General features: G+C 62.8%; 16 protein-coding genes and 1 tRNA gene. 6 read left to right on the top strand and 11 right to left on the bottom strand.

Annotated features, from left to right (window positions below; genetic code table 11):
• Nucleotides 1-15: 15 nt before the first annotated feature.
• Nucleotides 16-756, top strand: coding sequence for an SDR family NAD(P)-dependent oxidoreductase (locus AC3G7M_RS05640; RefSeq protein ID WP_489214727.1), 741 nt, complete (start codon nucleotides 16-18; stop codon nucleotides 754-756).
• Between the two features lie 149 nt (nucleotides 757-905).
• Complete coding sequence (locus AC3G7M_RS05635) at nucleotides 906-1,589, top strand: hypothetical protein (RefSeq protein WP_489214726.1); 684 nt, start codon at nucleotides 906-908, stop codon at nucleotides 1,587-1,589.
• A 107-nt stretch (nucleotides 1,590-1,696) separates the two neighbouring features.
• Here the strand turns inward: AC3G7M_RS05635 and AC3G7M_RS05630 are convergent, their stop codons facing one another.
• The 9 genes from AC3G7M_RS05630 to AC3G7M_RS05590 all read right to left on the bottom strand — a co-directional run bounded on the left by AC3G7M_RS05630 (nucleotide 1,697) and on the right by AC3G7M_RS05590 (nucleotide 12,403).
• On the bottom strand, nucleotides 1,697-4,180 hold the full coding sequence (locus AC3G7M_RS05630; RefSeq protein ID WP_489214725.1) for a Hint domain-containing protein: 2,484 nt from the start codon (nucleotides 4,178-4,180) through the stop codon (nucleotides 1,697-1,699).
• Nucleotides 4,181-4,411: 231 nt separating this feature from the next.
• Nucleotides 4,412-4,876 carry a GNAT family N-acetyltransferase gene (locus AC3G7M_RS05625; RefSeq protein WP_489214724.1) on the bottom strand — a complete coding sequence of 155 codons (465 nt, stop codon included), beginning with the start codon at nucleotides 4,874-4,876 and terminating at the stop codon, nucleotides 4,412-4,414.
• Between the two features lie 100 nt (nucleotides 4,877-4,976).
• Nucleotides 4,977-6,161, bottom strand: coding sequence for an aromatic ring-hydroxylating oxygenase subunit alpha (locus AC3G7M_RS05620; protein WP_489214723.1), 1,185 nt, complete (start codon nucleotides 6,159-6,161; stop codon nucleotides 4,977-4,979).
• Nucleotides 6,158-7,321, bottom strand: coding sequence for an aromatic ring-hydroxylating oxygenase subunit alpha (locus tag AC3G7M_RS05615; RefSeq protein ID WP_489214722.1), 1,164 nt, complete (start codon nucleotides 7,319-7,321; stop codon nucleotides 6,158-6,160). The genes AC3G7M_RS05620 and AC3G7M_RS05615 overlap by 4 nt, the downstream gene beginning before the upstream one ends.
• A gap of 82 nt (nucleotides 7,322-7,403) precedes the next feature.
• A complete protein-coding gene (locus AC3G7M_RS05610; protein ID WP_489214721.1) occupies nucleotides 7,404-8,282 on the bottom strand; it encodes an ABC transporter permease subunit in 879 nt (292 codons plus the stop codon).
• Nucleotides 8,279-9,307: an ABC transporter permease subunit gene (locus tag AC3G7M_RS05605; RefSeq protein ID WP_489214720.1), complete on the bottom strand. Its 1,029-nt coding sequence runs from the start codon at nucleotides 9,305-9,307 to the stop codon at nucleotides 8,279-8,281. The genes AC3G7M_RS05610 and AC3G7M_RS05605 overlap by 4 nt, the downstream gene beginning before the upstream one ends.
• Nucleotides 9,304-10,467, bottom strand: a complete 1,164-nt coding sequence (locus AC3G7M_RS05600) for an ABC transporter ATP-binding protein (RefSeq protein ID WP_489214719.1) — start codon at nucleotides 10,465-10,467, stop codon at nucleotides 9,304-9,306. The genes AC3G7M_RS05605 and AC3G7M_RS05600 overlap by 4 nt, the downstream gene beginning before the upstream one ends.
• A gap of 13 nt (nucleotides 10,468-10,480) precedes the next feature.
• On the bottom strand, nucleotides 10,481-11,590 hold the full coding sequence (locus tag AC3G7M_RS05595; protein WP_489214718.1) for a polyamine ABC transporter substrate-binding protein: 1,110 nt from the start codon (nucleotides 11,588-11,590) through the stop codon (nucleotides 10,481-10,483).
• 123 nt (nucleotides 11,591-11,713) lie between these two features.
• Nucleotides 11,714-12,403 (bottom strand): TetR family transcriptional regulator C-terminal domain-containing protein, encoded by a 690-nt coding sequence (locus AC3G7M_RS05590; RefSeq protein WP_489214717.1) that lies wholly within the window; start codon nucleotides 12,401-12,403, stop codon nucleotides 11,714-11,716.
• Nucleotides 12,404-12,560: 157 nt separating this feature from the next.
• Here AC3G7M_RS05590 and AC3G7M_RS05585 point away from each other — a divergent pair, with 157 nt between their 5' ends.
• The 4 genes from AC3G7M_RS05585 to AC3G7M_RS05570 are packed head-to-tail and all read left to right on the top strand — an operon-like array spanning nucleotide 12,561 to nucleotide 18,368.
• Entirely contained in the window at nucleotides 12,561-13,910 is a 1,350-nt protein-coding gene (locus tag AC3G7M_RS05585; protein ID WP_489214716.1) for an aspartate aminotransferase family protein, read from the top strand.
• Complete coding sequence (locus AC3G7M_RS05580; RefSeq protein WP_489214715.1) at nucleotides 13,907-15,589, top strand: phytoene desaturase family protein; 1,683 nt, start codon at nucleotides 13,907-13,909, stop codon at nucleotides 15,587-15,589. Before AC3G7M_RS05585 ends, AC3G7M_RS05580 begins: the two co-directional genes overlap by 4 nt.
• Nucleotides 15,586-17,163, top strand: a complete 1,578-nt coding sequence (locus AC3G7M_RS05575) for a phytoene desaturase family protein (RefSeq protein ID WP_489214714.1) — start codon at nucleotides 15,586-15,588, stop codon at nucleotides 17,161-17,163. The genes AC3G7M_RS05580 and AC3G7M_RS05575 overlap by 4 nt, the downstream gene beginning before the upstream one ends.
• Complete coding sequence (locus AC3G7M_RS05570) at nucleotides 17,160-18,368, top strand: aminomethyl transferase family protein (RefSeq protein WP_489214713.1); 1,209 nt, start codon at nucleotides 17,160-17,162, stop codon at nucleotides 18,366-18,368. The genes AC3G7M_RS05575 and AC3G7M_RS05570 overlap by 4 nt, the downstream gene beginning before the upstream one ends.
• A gap of 72 nt (nucleotides 18,369-18,440) precedes the next feature.
• Here AC3G7M_RS05570 and AC3G7M_RS05565 read toward each other — a convergent pair.
• Together AC3G7M_RS05565 and lepA are read right to left on the bottom strand one after the other, a co-directional pair.
• Nucleotides 18,441-18,530 (bottom strand) — tRNA-Ser (locus AC3G7M_RS05565).
• Nucleotides 18,531-18,657: 127 nt separating this feature from the next.
• On the bottom strand, nucleotides 18,658-20,463 hold the full coding sequence (gene lepA, locus AC3G7M_RS05560; RefSeq protein ID WP_489214712.1) for a translation elongation factor 4: 1,806 nt from the start codon (nucleotides 20,461-20,463) through the stop codon (nucleotides 18,658-18,660).
• Nucleotides 20,464-20,478 lie beyond the last annotated feature (15 nt).

Raw genomic sequence — 20,478 nt, 5'->3', positions numbered from 1 at the left:
AGCACCAGGGTCACCATGTCCGAATCACCGCCCGTCCTGCTCCTCACCGGTGCCAGCCGCGGCATCGGCCACGCCACCGTCAAACTCTTTCAGGAGCGCGGCTGGCGCGTTCTGACCGTCTCCCGGCAGGCCTTTTCCCCGCTCTGCCGCTGGCCCAATGCGCGTGAAAGCCACATCCAGGCGGATCTCGGCGATCTCTCCGGCCTGCCCGCCATGGTCGCCGATGTCCGCAGCCGGCTGGACGGCGGCCGGCTGCATGCGCTCGTCAACAATGCCGGGATCTCCCCCAAGGGGCCGGAAGGCCAGCGCCTGGGCGTCATCGACAGCGATGCCGCGCTCTGGACCCAGGTCCTGAACGTCAACCTCGTCTCCACTGCCCTGCTGGCCCGCGCCCTGCTGCCCGAGTTGGAGCGGGCCGGCGGCTCGATCGTCAATGTCACCTCGATCGCGGGCTCCCGCGTGCATCCCTTCGCCGGTGTCGCCTATGCCGCTTCCAAGGCGGCGCTGGCCGCGCTGACGCGGGAAATGGCGCATGAATTCGGCGGTCGCGGCGTGCGGGCCAATGCCATCGCGCCCGGGGAAATCGACACCGCAATTCTCTCTGCCGGCACCGATGCGCTGGTCTCGGCAGAAGTGCCGATGCGCAGGCTGGGCACGCCGGCCGAGGTCGCCAGCACCATTTATTTTCTCTGTACGGAAGCCTCGTCCTACGTGAACGGGGCCGAAATCCACATCAATGGCGGCCAGCACGCCTGACCCTCGCGCACATTTGAGATCAACCACGAAAAAATACCTGGCATGCAAGCGCCGCACCCCGGATGATCGCATTTCCTGCGGCAGATCAATGTTTCATATGTCTGAAACACTATAAGATAGAGTCCGACGGTGAGTTGAGGGGAGATGCGATGCGTTTTGCTCTGATGGCGTGCGGATTGGGTCTGGCGGCGCTGGTGACACCGGCTACGGCAGCGGCACCGCGTTTCCTGCACAGCGATATCGCGCTGACCGCCACCAATGGCTTGAGCGACGCGACCATCCTGATCGTCCGTCACGGCGAGAAGACCGGACAGGGTGCAGGGCTAAGCCCCGCCGGTGTGATGCGGGCCCAGGTCTATGCCGATTATTTCCAGCATTTTTCCATGGACGGTACGCCGGTCCGCATCGACCAGCTGGTCGCCGCCGAGGATACCGATCAAAGCAGCCGTCCGCGCCTGACGCTGGAACCGCTGAGCCTTGAGATGGGCATGCGGATCGACCAGCCCTGCCCCGATCATGCGGTCACGACTTTGGTCGAATGGCTGAAGCAGCGTCCGGCCCATGAGACCACGTTGGTCTCCTGGCATCACACCAAAATCGCCAAGCTGCTGGCCGCCCTCGGCGCCGACCCTGCGGCACTGCTGCCGGATGGCCGCTGGCCGAATGACCGCTTCGATTGGGTGGTCGCCCTCCGTTTCGATCATGAGGGCAAGCTCATTCCCGGCTCGGCCCACATCATCGCGGAGCCCGCCGCGGTCGATAACGTGGTCTGGGCGACCATGAGCCACCCCACCATTTCACCGATGCCGCAGGAAACCCTGGCCTCCCGCTAAGCGGGAGGCGTGAAAAACCGTCATTCGCGGATTTGTTCCGCGAACCTACCCACTGTGGCGCCCAGACCTCGCCAGGGCACCACAACGTCGGTCGAACCAGCCAGACCCTAGCCCGCCTGGGCCAAATCGCAGCTGTCAGCATAACCGGCGGCCGCAATCCGCGCCCGCACGCGCGCCACTTCCGCACCTGTCACTCGTAGCGGCGCATAGGCCAGCGCATCCCAGCGCAGCGTGACATCCCCGCGCTCACCGCCGAACAGCGCATGCAGCGCCGTGGCCCCGCCGGCATTGGCGAAAGACTCGCGGTCGCCGCTATCCAGATAGCTCTCCGTCGGCAGACCGGCCGCAAAGATCGCGGCGTGGTGTGGCAGCTCAATATGAAAATAAGTGACGGAGGCGACATCCACCTGGGCGATGCGGCTGCCGTCGATCAGATATTTCACCGGAATAAAGACGCCCTCGGCGAAAATCGCGTGATCGGGCGAGAGATAGATATCCTCCCGCGGCTGGCCCGGCCCGAAGGCATGGGCCTGGATGCGCACCGGGCGGATCGACTCCGGCTTATTATGGCGGCGGCAATCGACGCGGCGCTGGCCGATCCAGCGGATGGGCTGCGCACCACCGTCCAGCGTCAGCACCAGGTCGCCTTCCGCCAGATCTTCCACCGCAATTTCGCCCCGGCTGGTCGCCAGGTGCGTGCCCTGTGCAAAGCAGGCAAAGACCTCATTATTGGCGATCGTATTGCCGCTGCTGAGCCCCTGTTCGACCGGCAGGCCCGCATTCGGCAAAAGCTTAATGCCATCCGACCCATAGCCAATGATATTATTGGAGATGGTCGTGCCCGTGGTCAGATCGCCGAGCGTGACGCCCGGGCCATCATTGCCACTGATGACATCCGCTGCACTGTCGCCCGGAGGCACGCTGCCGCCGAGCGTATTGTCATGGGCCATGCCGGAGATGGAAACGCCGCCCGCGCCATTGCCGAAGGCGGTATTACCCAGCACATCGACACCGATATAGCTGTTGAAGACCTGGTTGCTGTAGGCGGCGCCGGTGATCTCAACCCCGTAATTGCCATTGCCGGAAAAGTCGTTTTCGGGAATGACCGACTGCTGATCGCCGCCGATGATATTGTCATGGGCGGTGCCGTCGATCTTCAGCCCGTCATTGCCGTTGCCGCCGCCTGACAGCAGCGATGTGCCGTCGGTCGCCAGACCCGCGATATTCGGGTCGACGGTGACGCCCGATGCGTCCCCACCGATTTCGATACCGTTATTGGTATTGCCGGAAAAGACGTTGGTCTGCAGCGTATTATGGCCGCCGGTCGAGGTGATGAGGATGCCGTCATTGCCGTTGGGCGCGGCGCCACCGAAGGCATAAAGGCCGCCGAAGGTATTGAAGCTGATGAAGTGGCTGGCCGTGCCGGCCACTTCGATGCCATTCTCGCCATTGCCGGCCGAGACATTGCCCAGCGGAATGACGCCGCCGACCTGCGTGTTGGACGATGATCCGTCAACCAGAATGCCGTTTAGCGCATTGCCGACGGTCGTCGCGTTATCTGCGCCGATACCGAAGAAATTCGCCTGCACGGTCGTATCGTTCGAATCAGTGATATGCAGACCGTTGCCGCCATTGCCGCTGACGACGTTGTAAAAGACGAAGGGATTGTCCAGCGCGGTGCAGCCGATCAGGGAATTGTTATTGGCATCGACGATCGCGATACCGTCGCCGCCATTGCCGAGGGCGGCGTCGCCGCTTGCGGTCGTGCCGACGAAATTGCCGCTCAGAACATTGTTGTTGGCGCCATCGCTGATCACGATCCCATCGCCGGTATTGCCGGAGACGAGATTGCCCAGCGGCGGCGTGACGATAACCGCGGGCGTAATCGTGCCCTCGCTTCCGGTCGGGTTGTTCACCGCCCCGGTGGTCGTATCGGTATAGGCGGTGCCGCCGATCAGATTATTGGCCGCGCCATTGGTGACCAGAATGCCGCTGGCGCCATTGGCGATCGCCGTCGTGCCGGTGGGGTCAGTGCCGACATAGTTATTGACCAGCGTATTGTCCGAACTGCCGTTCAGCACGATGCCGTTGCCGGCATTGCCAGAAATGACGTTCGAGACGACGCCGGACGCGGCGGTTGGATTATAGCCAATGATATTGTCCGAGGAGGTCGAAGCCACATAGATGCCCGAGCCGGCATTGCCCAGCGCGGTCCCGGCCGTGGTGAGACCGACATAGTCACCGGCGATCGTCACACCGCTGGAATCGATCGTAATGCCATTGCCCGATGCGCCGCCGACGGCCAGGCCAAGCAGCGACGAGCCATCCGAGCCGCTGGCGAAGGTCAGGCCGCCATTGCCATTGAAATCAAGGCCGACAACCGGTGCGCCGCCGGCGGTCGCACCGGGGGCGGTCGTTGCATCGATGGTCACGCTCTGGCTGATCGCAGGAAGGGCGCTCGCGAGGCTGATGGTGCCGCTGACGGCAAAGGTGATGGTGGAGGCACCCCCGGCAGTATTGGCGGCGGCGATCGCATCGCGCAAAGATCCGGCGCCCGAATCGTTAAGATTGGTGACCGTGAATGTCGTCATGGAAAGTCTCCAGATTGTCGCATCGCGCGCAACACGTGCCGAAATCAGAGGACAATTTCGGTCAATATTGTCAGCGACACTCGCACGCTAGTGCAATGATTTCAATCGGAGACGTCCATAGAAACCAAAAGGTATCAACACATTGCGATGATCTGCTTTCATCACAATAATAAAAAATCATTACTAAAGTCATAAGGGCGACTATTTTTGGTCGTAATGACCTTGTCTTGGTCAATCGCCCAGCGGCTTGACCATCTTCACCATGTCCTCCTGAAAGCCGAAACGGCGATAGGCGGCACGGGGATTGTCGTCCGAGGCAAAGACATACAGCAGCAGGCCCGTCGCACCGCGCGCCCGCGACCAGTCCTCGATGGCCGTCACCAGCAGGCGCGCCACGCCGCGCCGTTCATGCGCCTGGTCCGTCACCAGAAACAGCAGATGGCCTTGCGTCTCCTGGCTGAAAAAGTCGCGGTCCATCATGGCCTGGGCAAAGCCGATCGGCCGGTCGGCCTCATCGACGCAGACAAGCAACACCCGCTCGTCGCTCTCAGGGCCGAAGAAAGCGGCCTCCGCCTGATCGAGACTGGCCGACAGCGGCGCCGGATCGCGCCAGGCGGGCAGCGGCCCCTCGCGCAGGCGCTGTGCCAGCACCCCTATCCGGGGCGCATCATCCAAGCGCGCCGCGCGAATCTTCATGTCTCCAGCCTCCCGGTCCAGTCAGTGCAGCGCGCGGTCTCGGGCGAGACCTATGGACTTCCGCACCAGGGCGCAAGGTCAGTGGCCGGCGGGTCTGGGATCACGCGGCGCCGATTTGGGCATTTTCCCTGGCAAAATTGCCGGCGGCGGGCGGGCGAGGCCGGATGGCAAGCGGAATCGCCTGCCGCACCCAGTTCTGGAAGTTGTAGACGATCACTTCCTTCTCGGAGAGTATGCCGGTGCTGTAGCCGCGGCTTTTAAGCCCAGCTTGCACGGAGCGCACCAGCGAATCATCCTCCGCCTGCACCTGATTGTTGATGCGGGCATTCAGCCAGCGCGTGGCGCGCCCTCGGCGGCTCTCCACCTGCTCCGGCACGACATAATTCTGATAGCGCAGCAAGGCAGCACCCGGTGCGGTCGGAATGACCTGAAAATGCCCGATGACATCGGGATAGATATCGAAGGAGAGCAGCGGAAACAGGAAGATATAGGTCCAGGCTTCGCGCATCGCCTCGGGCAGATACGACGGACGCTCCATCAGGCGGCGGTACATACGGCCGGACCAGCTATTGGCATCCATCTGTTTCAGTTGATGGCTCAGCCGGGCGACCCGCAAAGCAGGTTGCGCGTCCAGATCATAGTGCGCGCTCATCAGCGAGGCGAGACCCGGATGGCCTTTGTTGAAGTGATAGCCTTCCAGGTAATTGTCCCAAACATTCTTCCAGTCGGCGCCGGTTTCGCTGAAGGTCAGTTCCCCTACCGGCACCAGTTCCTCAAAGCGGTACGCCTTCATCTCGGCGGCATAGGGCGCATAGCGTTCAGCGAGCGACGGCCCGTCACCGCCGAAGCGGAGAAAGACGAAGCCCATGAATATTTCGGTGTCCAGCGGCGTGAGGCCGAAATCCAGATGGTCGAATTCGGCGAAACTATGCGGCGCGGTGACACCCTTCAAACGGCCGTTCAGCTCATAGCCCCAGCCATGATAGGGGCAGACGATCGCGCCCACACAGGTGCCGCGCGCGCCCGTCACCATCTGATGCGCGCGATGGCGGCAGACATTGTGAAAGCCACGGATGACGCCGTCCTTGCCGCGAATGACGAAGGCCCGCTCGTTCAAAATTTCAAAAGTGGCGTAGGACCCTTTATCGGGCAGTTCATTGATATGGCATACGATATGCCACTCCTTCATGAAAATCTCAGTGGTTTCGAGGGCGAAGAACTCCTCCGAATTATAGGTCCAGCTCGGCAGGGTTTCGGGGGGCGTGTTGCGGAAGGGCGCGTTCATGACCGCGCCTCCAGCGCTGTGCGCACCCAGTCATGGAATTGCTGCACGAGATACTCCTCCGGCATAAGCGTGCCATGGTGATGGCGCAGGGAACGCAGCCCCCGCTGGTTCAGCTCGCACAGCGCTGCATCTTGCGTCATCACCAGGGTTGCGAAATCGGTCGTGTTTTTGAGGTCGAAGCGCGGGTCTTCCAACGTTTCACGCGGAAACAGCCATTCGGCGATCAGTTCCGTGCTGTCCGGCCCCAGCGGCATCACCCGTACGGCGCGCACGTAATCGACATGTGCGACCAGATAGACCGAGGGCAGGCGCGTCGCATAGCTCTGCCCGGCCGCGCGCTCGGCCGCGGTCAGATTGGGAAAGACATGCGGGGCGGCCTGCCCATCCATCGCCCAGCTCGCAGCCCCCGCCTTCAGCCCGGCGCGCAGCTTGGGGTCTGCCGATGTCTGCCAATCGGGATGATCCTTCGGCTCCAGCAGGCCACGGCTGTAGATCGGCACAATGTCGGAAAGCTCTGGATGCGCATTCGGGCAGTGCAGGCATTCGTTGTAGTTTTCCCAGAATATCTTCCAGTTGCAGGCAACAACCTTTCGCACCGTATGGCCGCTGACGAGGTCCCCGAGCGGCCAATTATCGAGCGAGGCGGAATCGTCCAGATCGAGCGTCGGATCGAATGCCGCCGCCTGCTCATCCAGATTGATGAAGACGAAGCCTTTCCATTCGGCGATTGCGATGCGGTACAGGCTATGCGCGCCCCGGTCGAAATCGGCAGCGCACAGCTTGGACGGCATGCGCAGCAGCGCGCCATCCAGACCATAGGTCCAGGCATGATAGGGACAGGTCAGCCCGCGGGCGCGCAGCCGCCCGGCAGGTTCGGTTTGCAACAATGAGCCGCGATGCCGGCAGGTATTTTGAAAGGCCTGCAAGGCGCCGGCCTCATCGCGCAGCAGAATGATAGTCTGATCGCCGATGGTAAAGGTGCGGAAGGCCAGCGGCCCGTCCAGCGCGCTGGCACGGCAGAGATAGACCCAGCTGCGATACCAGATGCCCTGCAATTCGCGCGCGTAATGCGCCGGATCGAAATACCAGGCGCTTGGCAGCGTCGGCTCCGCCTGGGTCAAGCCGTTGGACGTCGGCGCCCTTTCGCTGATCATCGCCATGACACGCACCTCTGACTGAACGTTTATTCAGTCGATTATGACCGAAACAGTCTTTGCAGTTCAAGCGAAACACGAAGGCGCCTTAGGATTTCGCGTAAGGAACGCGGGCTGCCGCCGCTTCGGCGGTAAAAGCCAGATGCTGATCCATCAGCCGCCGCCGCTCCCGCCGGTTCATGACAATGCCGGCCATGATGGTGCCGATCGTGACCAGCGCAATCACCATCGTCGCCAGGGCATTCACATCCGGCTTCACGTCCAGCTTGACCTCGGAATAGATCAGCAGCGGCAAGGTGGTGGACCCCGGCCCTGCGACGAAGCTGGAGATGACGAGATCATCCAGCGACAGCGTGAACGCCAGCAGCCAGGCCGACAGAATGGCCGGCGCTATGATCGGCAGCGTGATATCGAACAGGATGCGCAAGGGCCGGCCGCCCAGATCCATCGCGGCCTCTTCCAGGCTGCGGTCCAAAGCCACCACGCGCGATTGCAAAACCACCGTGACATAGGATGTGCAGAAGGTAATATGCGCGATCGCGATCGTCAGCATGCCCCGATTGGCGGGCCAGCCGATCATCTGCTGCATCGCGATGAACATCAGCAGCAGCGAAATGCCGGTAATGACATCGGGCATCACCAGCGGCGCGGTGATCATGCCGCTGAACACAGTGCGACCGCGGAAGGGACCGAAGCGGGCCAGGGCGTAGCCCGCCATGGTGCCCAGCACGACGGCCCCGCTTGCCGCGATGAGGCCGATGATCAGCGTGCGCCGGGCAGCCGCCAGCATGAAACTGTTATGCAGGACCGCGCCATACCATTTCGTCGAAAACCCGCCCCACAGCATGACGATCTTGGAACTGTTGAAGCTATAGACGATGAGCGTGAGGATCGGGATGTAGAGAAACACCACGCCCAGGATGAAGACGGCCGAGCTGAAGCGGACGCGCGGACGATGCCGTGTCATGGCGCCGCGCCCTGCCGCGCCTGCAGATACTGGAACAGGATCATCGGCAGCACGAGCGCCAGCAGCAGCGCGATGGCCACTGCCGCGGCGGTTGGCCAGTCGCGGTTTGAGAAGAACTCGTCATACAGAACCCGGCCGATCATGACGTTGCCGGGATTGCCGAGGATATCGGGGATGACATATTCGCCGACCGCTGGAATGAAGACGAGCAGAGACCCCGCAATGATGCCGGGCAGCGACAGCGGCAAGGTGACGTCGCGGAAGACCGCAAAGGGCCGCGCACCAAGATCGGCCGCGGCCTCGTCCAAGCCGTGGTCCAGCCGTTCCAGGCTCGCATACAGCGGCAGGATCATGAAGGGGAGATAGGAATAGATGATGCCGATATAGACGGCGAAGGGCGTGTACAGCATGGTCAGGGGCGCCTGGATCACGTGCAGCGCCTCCAGCCCGCGGTTGATCAGCCCATTGCTGTCCAGGATGCCGAGCCAGGCATAGGTGCGCAGCAAGAAGGGCGTCCAGAACGGCAGCACCACGATCAGCAGCATGATATTGCGCCGCCGCCGCGTCGCGGTTGCAATGGCAAGTGCCATCGGATAGCCGATCAGCAGGCAGAAAATCGTCGAAATCGCCGCGATCTTGAGCGAATTCACATAGGCGCGGATATAAAGATCATCCTGCCACAGGCTCGCGAAATTATCCCAGGTGATGGTCAGGGCCAGATGATCGCCGTCGGGGAAGGACAGCAGCGGCGTGAAGGGCGGCCGCGCCACCAGCTGGTCCGCGAAGCCGATCTTCAGCACGATGGCGAAGGGAACCAGAAAGAAGATCAGCATCCAGCCGAAGGGCACCGCGATCATCACGCGTTGCCAGCCGGCGGCTAACCGCCCGAGCGCCGCACCCGGCCAGCGCCCCAGCCTGAAGCGGCGCGGCGGGCCCGGCGGCAGGCCCACCGCTTCCTGCGGCACGATATTGGCCTGGGCACGCTCGGCCGCCCCCTGCCCCTCCTCCTCAGCCCGGGCGCTCATTCGGTCAGCAGCACAGCGGCGGATGGGTCCCAGCTCAGCGTCACCCGCTCATCCCAGTCTGCCTTCAGGGCCAAAGCGCGTGCCATATTGGTGACCGTGATATGGACCAGCTTGCCGCTGTCCAGGGCGACGCGATAGGCCGTCACGCCGCCGAAATAGCCAAGATCCTTGACCTTGCCGCGCACGGCATTGCCCGTGCTGGGCGCGCCCTCAGGCAGCAGGCGGATCTTTTCCGGCCGCACCGCGACCCAGACCTCCGTGCCCGGCAGCAGCGCGATGCCGGAATAGGCGACGCTCAATTCGCCGCCGGCCTCGGCGCTGGTGACGCGCATGAGGCCGTTGTCGATCCCCGCCACGCGTCCCTCGAACATGGTCATGGTGCCGATGAAATCGGCCGTCAGCCGGCAATTGGGATATTCGTAAATCTCGATCGGCCGCCCGGTCTGATAGACCTCGCCCCGATCCATCACGGCGATGCGCGTGGACAACGTCATCGCCTCCTCCTGATCATGCGTCACCACAATGAAGGTGATGCCAACCTTGTCCTGAATAGTCATCAGCTCGTATTGCGTCTGCTCGCGCAGCTTCTTGTCGAGCGCGCCCAGCGGCTCATCCAGCAGCAGCGCCTTAGGTCGCTTCACCAAAGCGCGGGCCAGTGCCACGCGCTGGCGCTGGCCGCCCGACAGCTGATGCGGCTTGCGCTCGGCAAAGGCGCGCAGCTGCACCAGGCTCAGCACCGCCTCCACCCGCTCGCGGATCTCGGCCTTGCCCACCCCATCCTTGCGCAGGCCATAGGCGATATTCTTGAACACGCTCATATGCGGAAACAATGCATAGGACTGGAACATCATATTGACCGGCCGGTCATAGGGGGCGACGCCCGCCATGTCCTGTCCGTCGATGATGATGCTGCCGCTGCTTGGCGTCTCGAAGCCGGCGATCATCCGCAGCAGCGTCGTCTTGCCGCAGCCGGAACCGCCGAGCAGGGAGAACAGCTCCCCCTTATAGATTTTGAGGCTGACATCCTTCAGCGCGACGAAATTGCCGAATTGCTTGCTGACCTGCCGGATTTCGATGAAGGGCCGGGCGGCGGGGTCGCGCCATGGCTCCCACAGCGCCGCGGAAGAACCGGTATCGGATTGGGGCACCGTATCCGCCACGCGCCCGCCCCCGTCAGGTACCGGTCTTGAAGTCGGAAAAGGCGCGGGTTTCGGCCTTGGTCGCCTGCGGCGGCAGCGGCTCTTCGGCAAAGGTCCGCTTCATCATCTCAGGGGACGGATAATTGGCCGGATCACCAGTGATGCTCTTGGGGATCAGCGGCGTCGATTTGTAATTGGCGTTGGCATAATTGGTGACTTCGGTGATGCTTGCCATCACATCGGGCCGCTGCAGGTAATTGATGAACTTCAAAGCGCCATCAACATTCTTGGCGTCTGAAGGAATGAACAGCGCGTCGAACCAAAGGCCTGATCCCTCTTTCGGGATCGTATAGGCAAGATTGATTTTCTGATTGGCGCTCTGCGCATTGGCGACCGCCGTCGCATAATCGCCCGACCAGGTCATGGATATACAGATGGACTTCCCCGGCAGCGCGGTCAGGTAGTTGCTGTTGTCGAAAGTGCGCACATAGGGCCGCACCTTCATCAGCATGGCCTTGGCCTTCTTGTAATCGGCCGGATTGTGCGAATTGGGGTCGAGATGCAGATAGCTCAGCGCCATCGGCATCACATCCGTCGGACCATCAAAAAAGGAAACCCCGCAATCCTTGAATTTGGAGACGACAGCAGGATCGAACAGCATGGCGAGCGAATCTGTCGGTGCATTGGGCAGCCGCGCCTTGATCATGTCGACATTATAGGTGAAGCCCGTCGTGCCCCACATATAGGGCACGCCATATTGCATGCCCGGATCGTAGCCCTCGTATTGCTTCAGAAGACTGGGATCAAGATTGGCCAGATTGGGAAGCTTCGATTTGTCGAGCTTCAGGTAAATGCCGGCCTTGATATCCTGCGGGCCATAATTCGACGCTGAATGGATGACGACGTCATAGCCGGTATTGCCGGCCATCAGCTTGGCCTGGACGGTTTCCGACGAATCATAGGTGTCATAGACCACCTTGATGCCGGTCTCCTTCGTGAAATCGGCCAGGGTATTGGTGCCGATATAATCCGCCCAGTTATAGACATAGATCGTCGGCTGGGCCGCTTGTGTCGGCATCATGCCTGCGAGAAAAGCTGATACCGCCAGGAACCCCGCGCCGAGCCAATGCTGCGGACGTATCATCGCCTGATCTCCCTAATGTCTGACGTCGAGAAGGTCTATGTGTCCTAGGCAGTATCGCTTTCGTGGCCGGTCGCCATCATGATCACCGCGACGCAGACTTGGCAACCACTGATAGACATAGGTTTAGGCAGCAGCGGTTTGCTCCAGCGTGTATTCCGCGGGAAAGATCGTGACCAGAAAAGCAAGAACGGTTCGCCGCGCATCGGCACGGTCGATCTGTCCGGCGCCGAACAGCAGATCCAGCCAGATCCCATCCGTCATGGCGCTGAGGCCCGTCGCCAAACGGGCAGCACCCATGGCATGACAGGCATCGCCTGTGCTTTGCCGGCTGATCACCGCCTGGCAGGCGGCAGTCAACTGCCGGTGGTGCTCCTCCTCACGCTGCGTGCAGCGTTCCAGAATAGCCTTATGCGCGCGGGATTCTCCGTAGAAGGCATGCCAGACGGCGATGCGCTTGCGCGTGCAAACCACGGGGTCAAGATCAGCCATCATCAAGGCCAGAAGCTGTGCCGCCGGGTCGGGGCCCGCCGCCGCCAATGCCTGCTTCCAGCATTGGCGGTATTCTTCGGTCAGAAATTCTAGCGTCTGATCCAGCAGCTGCGCCTTGCTGTTGAAGTGAAAATTGACCATGCCCGTGGCCAGGCCTGCGCGCTTGGCAACCTCGGAGAGTTTGAATCCCGCCAAACCATTCTCGGCGATTTCGGCGATCGTGCTTTCGATCAGCTGCTGCCGGCGCACCTCCCGGCTCGCGGTACGATCTGTCAGCCGACGCGGCGCAGCGGGCACGGCCCCTTCGGCAGCCTTGCTCGGCATTCTCAGACACCCTCCGAATCTCAAGCGCATCCTGCATAGAAGGCACAACCAAAGCAATCTAATTTAGAGGTTTTTTGACTGAATGCGCATTCAGTCGCTGGACAGGGCCGCCGCTCGGGGTTTAGCCTTGGCCGGGCAATAGCATGCGATGTGTTTCATGCGTCTTCAGTCAAATCATCGGCCCCTCACCCGTAGCCGCGCGCAGTTTGCGCGGGCGCGGACCAAGCTGCCGCTCGGCGTCGCCTCCAACTTCCGCTACTGGGGGGAGGATACGATCTATGTGAAGCACGGTCGCGGCGCGCGGCTGACCGACATCGATGACAATGAGTATATCGATTACCGCCTGGGCTATGGCCCGGCGATTCTGGGCTATGCCGACCCCCGCGTCGATGCGGCGGCGATCGAGGGCATGAAGGTCGGCGGCGTCTTCGCCCTCGCCACCGAAAAGGAATACGAGGTCGCCCAGCGCATCAGCCGCATGGTGCCGGCGGCCGAACTGGTGCGCTTTTCCAATTCCGGCACCGAAGCCGTCATGGCGGCGCTGCGCCTCGCGCGCGGTTTCACGGGCCGGGACGAATATGTCATCGTCGAAGGCAGCTATCACGGCCTTTTCGATGCCGCCATGTGGCAGACCGACATGGAAGGCTGGGACGGCACGGGTGAGCCTGAGCTGAAGGCCTATGGCGCCGGCATTCCGGCCCGGCTGCGCGGCATGATCCATCTCACGCCGCTCAATGATCTGGAGCGGCTGGAGCAGACCTTCCGCCTGCATGGCTCCAGGATTGCGGCCTTCCTGGTCGAGCCGATCATGGGCAATTGCTGCGCTCTGACGGCCGAGGCCGCCTTCCTGCAAACCGCGCGCCGCCTCTGTGACCAATACGGCGTCGTCATGCTGATCGACGAGGTCAAAACCGGCTTCCGCGTCGCGCGCGGCGGCGTGCAGGAGCTGTTCGGCATCCGCGCCGATCTCTGCACCTTCGCCAAGGCCATGGCCAATGGCTATCAGATCGCGGCCTTCGGTGGCCGCGAAGACATCATGCGCCGCATCGAAACCGGCGTCGCCCATGGCGGCACCTACACGGCGCATTCCATCGCCATCGCCGCCGCCGCCAAAACCCTGGAGATTGTGGAAGAGACCGACACCTTGGAGCAGATCGCGCTCTATGGACGGCGCCTGCAGCACGGCATGTCCGCCGTCCTCACCAAGGCCGGATTGCCGCATTGCTTTACCGGCCATCCCAGCATGGGCGGGCTGTTTTTCCGCGCCGAACCGCCGCGCAATTACCGCGACTGGAAGACCAGCAATTATACGTTCTACGATACCATGGCGCCGCATCTGCATGATCGCGGCGTGCTCTGCGAGCCGGATTCCCGCGAGCCCTGGTTTGTCTCCGCCGCCCATGACGAGGCCTGCCTGACAGAGACCCTTGCGGCTTTCGCGGACGCCATCGCCGTCACGCAAGCGCAACTGCTGCCAACCGCCGAGCCGGAGGGAGCAGGCGCATGAATCACATCGCCTCGCCCGATACGCTCAGCCGGCCCGCCGCCATGGGCGCGCGCGCCAGCGACAAGGTCTGGGATGCCATCGTCATCGGTGCCGGTCACAACGGACTGATCAACGCCGCCTATCTGCAGCGCGCCGGCCTCAATGTCCTGGTGGTGGAGAAGAACGCCCATATCGGCGGGGCTGCCGTCAGCAGCGTGATGCATGACGGCTGGACCTATTCCAACTGTTCCTATGTCTGCAGCCTGCTGCGGCCGGAGATCATGCGTGATCTCGACCTCTACCGGCACGGTCTGCAGGTCATCCCCTATGAGGGCGGGATGACGATGATGGCCAACGGCAGCCGCTTCTGTACTTATTACGATCATGACGTCTTCCGGGCGGAAATGGCGCGCTTCTCCCGCAAGGACGCCAATGCCTATGACCATTATTCCACCGCGGTTATGAAGATGTGCCGCTGGATCAAGCCGCTGCTGCTGCGCACACCGCCGGACCCGACCCGTTTCCGCCCGCGCGACATCGGCGAACTGCTCTACCTCGCACGCCATTTTTCGGGCCTGGGTGAGCGCGACATGGGCGAGCTGATCCGCTTCTTCACCCTCTCCATCGCCGAATTCCTCGATGAGTATTTCCAGACCGATGTCATCAAGGCGCATTTCGCTGGATCGGGCATTATCGGCACCGCGCTCGGCCCCTATTCGCCCGGCACCGCCTATGTGTTGCTGCATCACTATATGGGCGATATTGACGGCAGCGTCGGCGCCTGGGGTTTCGCGCGCGGCGGCATGGGCTCGGTCAGTAAGGCAGTGGCTGGCGCCTTCCAGGCGGCCGGCGGCACCATCATGACCGATGCCCCGGTCGCCCGCGTACTGGTGCGCGATGGCCGCACGCAGGGCGTGCTGCTCACAGACGGCACCGTGCTGCGGGCCAAGCGCGTCGTCTCCAATCTCGATGTCAAGCGCACCTTTACCAAAATCGTCGATAGCCGCGACCTTCCGGCGGACTTTCTCGATCTCGTCCGCAAATTCAAAATCCGCGGCTCTTCGGGCAAGCTCAATATCGCGCTCGACGGCATGCCGCAGTTTGACAATATCGCCCCCGGCCATCCCAGCCTGCGCGGCGATCTGCATTTCACCGACAGTATGGAGCGGATGGAGCGCGCCTATGATGACTGGAAGGCCGGCCGCTGGTCGCGTGACCCCTATGTGGACATGCTGATCCCGACGCAGATCGACCCCACCATGGCGCCCCCGGGCAAGCATTACATGAGCGTCTTCATCCAATATGCGCCGCCCACTCTGGCGGATGGCCGCAGCTGGGACGGTCCGGCGCGGGATGAATTCCGCGAAACCGTGCTCTCCCAGATCGCCGCGCAAAGCCCGAATTTCCGCAGCCTCATCAACCATGTGGAGACCCGCACGCCCTGGGATATCGAGAATGAGGTCGGGCTCACCGAAGGCAATATCTTCCAGGGGGAGCTGACCATGGATCAGCTCATCTTCAACCGCCCCATCCCCGGCTATGCGCAATACCGCGCGCCCATCGGCGGGCTTTACATGTGCGGCTCCTCCACCCATCCGGGCGGCGGCGTCATGGGCGCGCCTGGGGCGAATGCGGCGCGCGAAATTCTGCGGGATATCGGCATCAAGGGCTTCGACCCGCGGCAGGAGCGTGACCTGTGACCCAGCCCTATGACTGCATCGTCATCGGCGGCGGCCATAACGGTCTCGTCTGCGCGGCCTATCTCGCCCGCGCCGGTCAGCGCGTGCTTGTGCTGGAAGCGGCGGAGACCGTCGGCGGCGCCGCGCGCACCGAGACCATCGCACCCGGCTTCCGCGTCTCGGCCTGCGCGCATCTGCTGTATGGGCTGCATCCGCGCGTCATCCGCGAGCTGGATCTCGCCAAGCACGGCCTGGATTATGCCGCGGCGGATGTCGCGACCTGCGTGCTCGGCGCGGATGGGGCCGTGCTGCGCCTGAAGGGGGAGACAGTCAGCGGCGATGTCTCGTCCGAGGATCAGGCAGCGCTGCCGGCGCTGCGCCGGCGCCTGCTCAAAATGGCGCGGGCCTTGCGGCCGATGCTGCTCATGCAGCCGCCGCGCCTGGCCAATCGCGATATCTGGCAGACGCTGGATCTGGCAAAGCTCGGCCTCGCCATTCGCGGCATGGGCCAGGCCGATATGCGGGATTTCCTGCGCATCGCGACGATGAATGTCTTCGATCTCTTGGCTGACAATTTCAATTCTCCCTTGCTGCAGGCAGCCTTCGCGGCGGATGCCGTGCTCGGCACCAATATGGGGCCGCGTTCCCCCGGCACGGTGCTGACGCTGCTCTACCGGCTGGTCGGTGAGGTCGGCCCCATTCAGGCGGCGAGCGCCATCGCCAAAGGCGGCATGGGCGCGGTTACCCAGGCGCTGGCCAGCGCCGCCGCACATCACGGCGCCACCATCCGCACCGGGGCGCAGGTGCGCCGCATCCTGGTCGATGATGACCGCGCAACTGGCGTGGAACTGGAGAATGGGGAGGCGGTCACGGCCGCCAGCATCATCTCCAATGCCGATCCGCAGACCACAATGCTGAAGCTGATCGGCGCCCGCTATCTCGATGCCGGCTTCCAGCGCGACATCAGCAAAATCCGCAGCAAAGGCAATGCCGCGAAGCTCAATCTGGCCTTAAGCGCTCTGCCGCAATTTCGCGGCCTGACGGAGACCGATCTCGGCGGCCGCCTGTTGCTGGCCGATAGCGCGGTCGGGATCGAGGCGCAGTTCGACCCCAGCAAATACGGCGAATGGTCACCGCATCCGCTGATGGAAATCACCCTGCCTTCCATCACCGATCCAAGCCTCACGCAGACCGGCGGCCATGTTCTCTCGGCCGTGGTGCAATACGCGCCCTATGCGCTGACCGGCGGCTGGGACGCGCAGAAGCCGCGCTATCTGGAGGTGCTGCTCGACCGGCTGGAAGCCTTCGCCCCCGGCATCCGCGGCCTGGTGGTCGGCCACCAGTTGCTGACACCCCTTGATCTCGAACGTGACTATGGTCTGCCGAAAGGCCATTGGCATCACGGCGAACTCGCCATTGACCAGTTGATGATGCTGCGCCCCGTGAATGGCGCTGCCCGCTATGCCATGCCGGTCGCAGGCGTCTATCTCTGTGGCGCCGGCTGCCATCCGGGTGGCGGCGTCATGGGGGCCGCCGGGCATAACGCGGCCCAGGCGGTATTGGCGGCGACCAAGGCGAAAAGGCAGGCAGCATGAGCCCGGATATGGTCATTCAACAGCCGCATACGGCGATCCATATCGGCCTGAAGGACACGCCCTTCACGCCACGGCTGCGCGCGGTGAATAAATTTGAATCGCTCGAGTATTGGCAGGGCTATTGGTCCGCCGCCGATTTCGGCAATATGGAGCGCGAATACTTCGCCATCCGCAATACGGCGAGCGTCTTCGATGTCTCGCCGATGAACAAATACCGCATCACCGGCCCGGATGCGGATGCCTTTCTCGACCGTCTGGTGCCGCGCAATCTCAGCAAGCTACGCACCAGCCGCGTCGCCTATACGGTCTGGTGCGACGATGCCGGCCAGGTCATCGATGACGGCACATTGTTCCATCTGGGCCCCCAGGATTGGCGGCTGTGCTGCCAGGAACATCAGGCATGGTGGCTGGATGTCTCGGCCCAAGGCTTTGACGTTACCATCACTGATGAAACGGATACCGTCGCTGGCCTCTCCCTGCAGGGGCCGACAAGCTTTGCGGTCCTCTCCCGGCTCGGCCTGTCAGGGCTGGAAAGACTGCGCCCCTTCGGCATCGGTCACTGGCGCTTCCAGACCTGGGATCTGATGATCTCGCGCACCGGCTTCACCGGCGATCTCGGCTATGAGCTATGGATCGATCCTGACGGCGCCCTGGCGCTGTGGGATGCCATCCAGGCGGCCGGGCAGGATCTGGGCGGGGTCGAGCCTATCGGCAGCCACGCGCTGAACATGGCGCGTATCGAGGCCGGCTTCATCGGCGCCAAGCTCGACTTCATCCCCGCCGAACAGGCCATCCGGCGCGGCCGCACCCGCTCCCCCTATGAACTCGGGCTCGGCTGGCTGGTCGACCTGGACAAGGGACATTTCACGGGCCGCGCGGCGCTGCGGGCCGAAAATACGCAAGGCTCCCGCTATTGCCTGGTCCCGGTCGATATCGATGGCATGGAGCCCGCGCAGGACGCCATCATCTATCATAGGAAAAAAACCGAAGCGGGCTTCATCAGCTCCGGCATCTGGTCACCTACGCTCAAGCGCAATATCGGCCTCGCCAATCTCAAACTGCCGTATGGCGGCAGCATCCGCGACGATCTCTGGGTCGAGATCTATGCCATGCGGGAACTGCACTGGGAGAAGATCATGCGGCGGGTGCGCGTCATCCAGGGCCCCTTCTTCCAGCAGGACCGGCGCACGGCCCAGCCCGGCTGAGCCCTTCGGCCCTCGGTCGCGATCCATGTCTGAGGGGGGCCTGTGTGCCCGGTCTGGACACAGCGGCAGCCGTGGCGGAGAGAGTGGGATTCGAACCCACGGTACGCTTTCACGCACACACGCTTTCCAAGCGTGCGCCTTAAACCGCTCGGCCATCTCTCCAGCGGAGGCCGCTTCCTAGCCACAACCGGCGGGCAGTGCAACTCCCTAAGGGGCCAATGCGACCGCGTTTTCGCGCGGGATCAGACCCGCGCCAGACGGAGGGCGCCAAGCCCAGCCACGTCAGGCGTCAGGCGTCGATCTTGAGCGCCGCCAGGAAGGCGCTTTGCGGAATTTCGACCTTGCCGAACTGCCGCATGCGCTTCTTGCCTTCCTTCTGCTTCTCCAGCAGCTTCCGCTTGCGGCTGATATCGCCGCCATAGCACTTGGCTGTCACGTCCTTGGACAGCGCGCCGATCGTCTCACGCGCAATGATGCGCCCGCCGATTGCCGCCTGGATCGCAATCTTGAACAGCTGCTTGGGGATCAGGTCCTTCAGCTTGGCGCAGATCGCGCGCCCGCGGGCTTCGGCCGCCGAACGGTGGGCGATGAAGCTCAGCGCGTCCACCGGGTCCTGATTGACGAGAATGGAAATGCGCACGAGGTCGCTTTCGGCGTAGCTGTCCATCTGATAGTCGAAGCTCGCATAGCCCTTGGTGCTGGACTTCAGCCGGTCATAGAAATCGAACACCACCTCGTTTAGCGGCAGCTTGTAGACGGCCATGGCGCGGGTGCCGACATAGGTGAGGTCCTGCTGCTGGCCGCGCCGCTCGTTGCAGAGGGTCAGGACCGAGCCGAGATGGTCGTCGGGCACCATGATCGTCGCCTTGATCCAAGGCTCCTCGATATGGTCGATCGTCATCACATCCGGCATATCGGCCGGGTTGTGCAGCTCGGTCATCACGCCCTTGCTGTCATAGATATGATAGACGACCGAGGGCGCGGTCGCGATCAGGTCCAGGTCGAACTCCCGGCTCAGCCGCTCCTGGATGATCTCCAGATGCAGCAGGCCCAGAAAGCCGCAACGGAATCCGAAGCCCAGCGCCGCCGAGCTTTCCGCCTCATAATGGAAGCTCGCGTCGTTCAGGCGCAGCTTGCCTAAGGAGTCGCGCAGCTTCTCGAAATCATCGGCATCGACCGGAAACAGGCCGCACCAGACGACGGGAATGGAGGGTTTGAAGCCCGGCAGAATGTCGCTCGCCGGGCGGCGGTCATCGGTGATGGTGTCGCCCACGTCGCAATCGGCGACTGTCTTGATGGCGGCGTTGATATAGCCCATCTCGCCCGGCCCCAGCTCGTCAACCGCTTCCATCTTGGGACGGAAGACGCCGACTTGGTCCACCGTATGGACCGCGCCCTTGGCCATCATGCGGATCTTCATGCCGCGCTTGAGATGCCCGTCCTTGATGCGGACCAGGATGATGACGCCGAGATAGGGGTCGTACCAGCTATCCACCAGCAGCGCCTTCAGCGGCGCGTTCGGGTCGCCCTCCGGCGGCGGCAGGCGGGTGACGAGGGCTTCCAGCACGCCTTCGATATTGATGCCGGTCTTGGCGCTGATCATGACGGCGTCCGACGCGTCGATGCCGATCACGTCCTCGATCTGCTCCTTCACGCGGTCGGGTTCGGCCGCCGGCAGGTCGATCTTGTTGAGGATGGGCACGATCTCATGCCCGGCATCGATCGCCTGATAGACATTGGCCAGCGTCTGCGCTTCCACGCCCTGGCTCGCGTCCACCACCAGCAGGGACCCTTCGCAGGCAGCGAGGGAGCGGCTCACCTCATAGGCGAAGTCCACATGGCCGGGCGTGTCCATCAGGTTCAGGACATAGGTCTGGCCGTCATTCGCCTTGTAATTCAGGCGCACGGTCTGCGCCTTGATGGTGATGCCGCGCTCCTTCTCCAGCTCCATCGTATCGAGGACCTGCTCGGTCATCTCGCGCGCGGTGAGGCCGCCGGTCGCCTGGATCAGGCGGTCTGCGAGCGTGGATTTCCCATGGTCGATATGGGCGATGATGGAGAAGTTGCGGATCAGGGAGAGCGGCGTGTCGGTCATGCGCGTCACATAAGG

This window comes from Acidisoma sibiricum (assembly GCF_057837225.1).
Note: the sequence above shows the minus strand (reverse complement) of the source record. Positions and strands in the feature narration are given on the sequence as shown.

What these genes read in the sequence shown, in the direction of transcription:
- AC3G7M_RS05640 (WP_489214727.1), top strand. Translation starts at nt 16, where the DNA reads ATGTCCGAATCACCGCCCGTCCTGCTCCTCACCGGTGCCAGCCGCGGC.
- AC3G7M_RS05635 (WP_489214726.1), top strand. Translation starts at nt 906, where the DNA reads ATGCGTTTTGCTCTGATGGCGTGCGGATTGGGTCTGGCGGCGCTGGTG.
- AC3G7M_RS05630 (WP_489214725.1), bottom strand. Translation starts at nt 4,180, where the DNA reads ATGACGACATTCACGGTCACCAATCTTAACGATTCGGGCGCCGGATCT.
- AC3G7M_RS05625 (WP_489214724.1), bottom strand. Translation starts at nt 4,876, where the DNA reads ATGAAGATTCGCGCGGCGCGCTTGGATGATGCGCCCCGGATAGGGGTG.
- AC3G7M_RS05620 (WP_489214723.1), bottom strand. Translation starts at nt 6,161, where the DNA reads ATGAACGCGCCCTTCCGCAACACGCCCCCCGAAACCCTGCCGAGCTGG.
- AC3G7M_RS05615 (WP_489214722.1), bottom strand. Translation starts at nt 7,321, where the DNA reads ATGGCGATGATCAGCGAAAGGGCGCCGACGTCCAACGGCTTGACCCAG.
- AC3G7M_RS05610 (WP_489214721.1), bottom strand. Translation starts at nt 8,282, where the DNA reads ATGACACGGCATCGTCCGCGCGTCCGCTTCAGCTCGGCCGTCTTCATC.
- AC3G7M_RS05605 (WP_489214720.1), bottom strand. Translation starts at nt 9,307, where the DNA reads ATGAGCGCCCGGGCTGAGGAGGAGGGGCAGGGGGCGGCCGAGCGTGCC.
- AC3G7M_RS05595 (WP_489214718.1), bottom strand. Translation starts at nt 11,590, where the DNA reads ATGATACGTCCGCAGCATTGGCTCGGCGCGGGGTTCCTGGCGGTATCA.
- AC3G7M_RS05590 (WP_489214717.1), bottom strand. Translation starts at nt 12,403, where the DNA reads ATGCCGAGCAAGGCTGCCGAAGGGGCCGTGCCCGCTGCGCCGCGTCGG.
- AC3G7M_RS05585 (WP_489214716.1), top strand. Translation starts at nt 12,561, where the DNA reads ATGCGTCTTCAGTCAAATCATCGGCCCCTCACCCGTAGCCGCGCGCAG.
- AC3G7M_RS05580 (WP_489214715.1), top strand. Translation starts at nt 13,907, where the DNA reads ATGAATCACATCGCCTCGCCCGATACGCTCAGCCGGCCCGCCGCCATG.
- AC3G7M_RS05570 (WP_489214713.1), top strand. Translation starts at nt 17,160, where the DNA reads ATGAGCCCGGATATGGTCATTCAACAGCCGCATACGGCGATCCATATC.
- lepA (WP_489214712.1), bottom strand. Translation starts at nt 20,463, where the DNA reads ATGACCGACACGCCGCTCTCCCTGATCCGCAACTTCTCCATCATCGCC.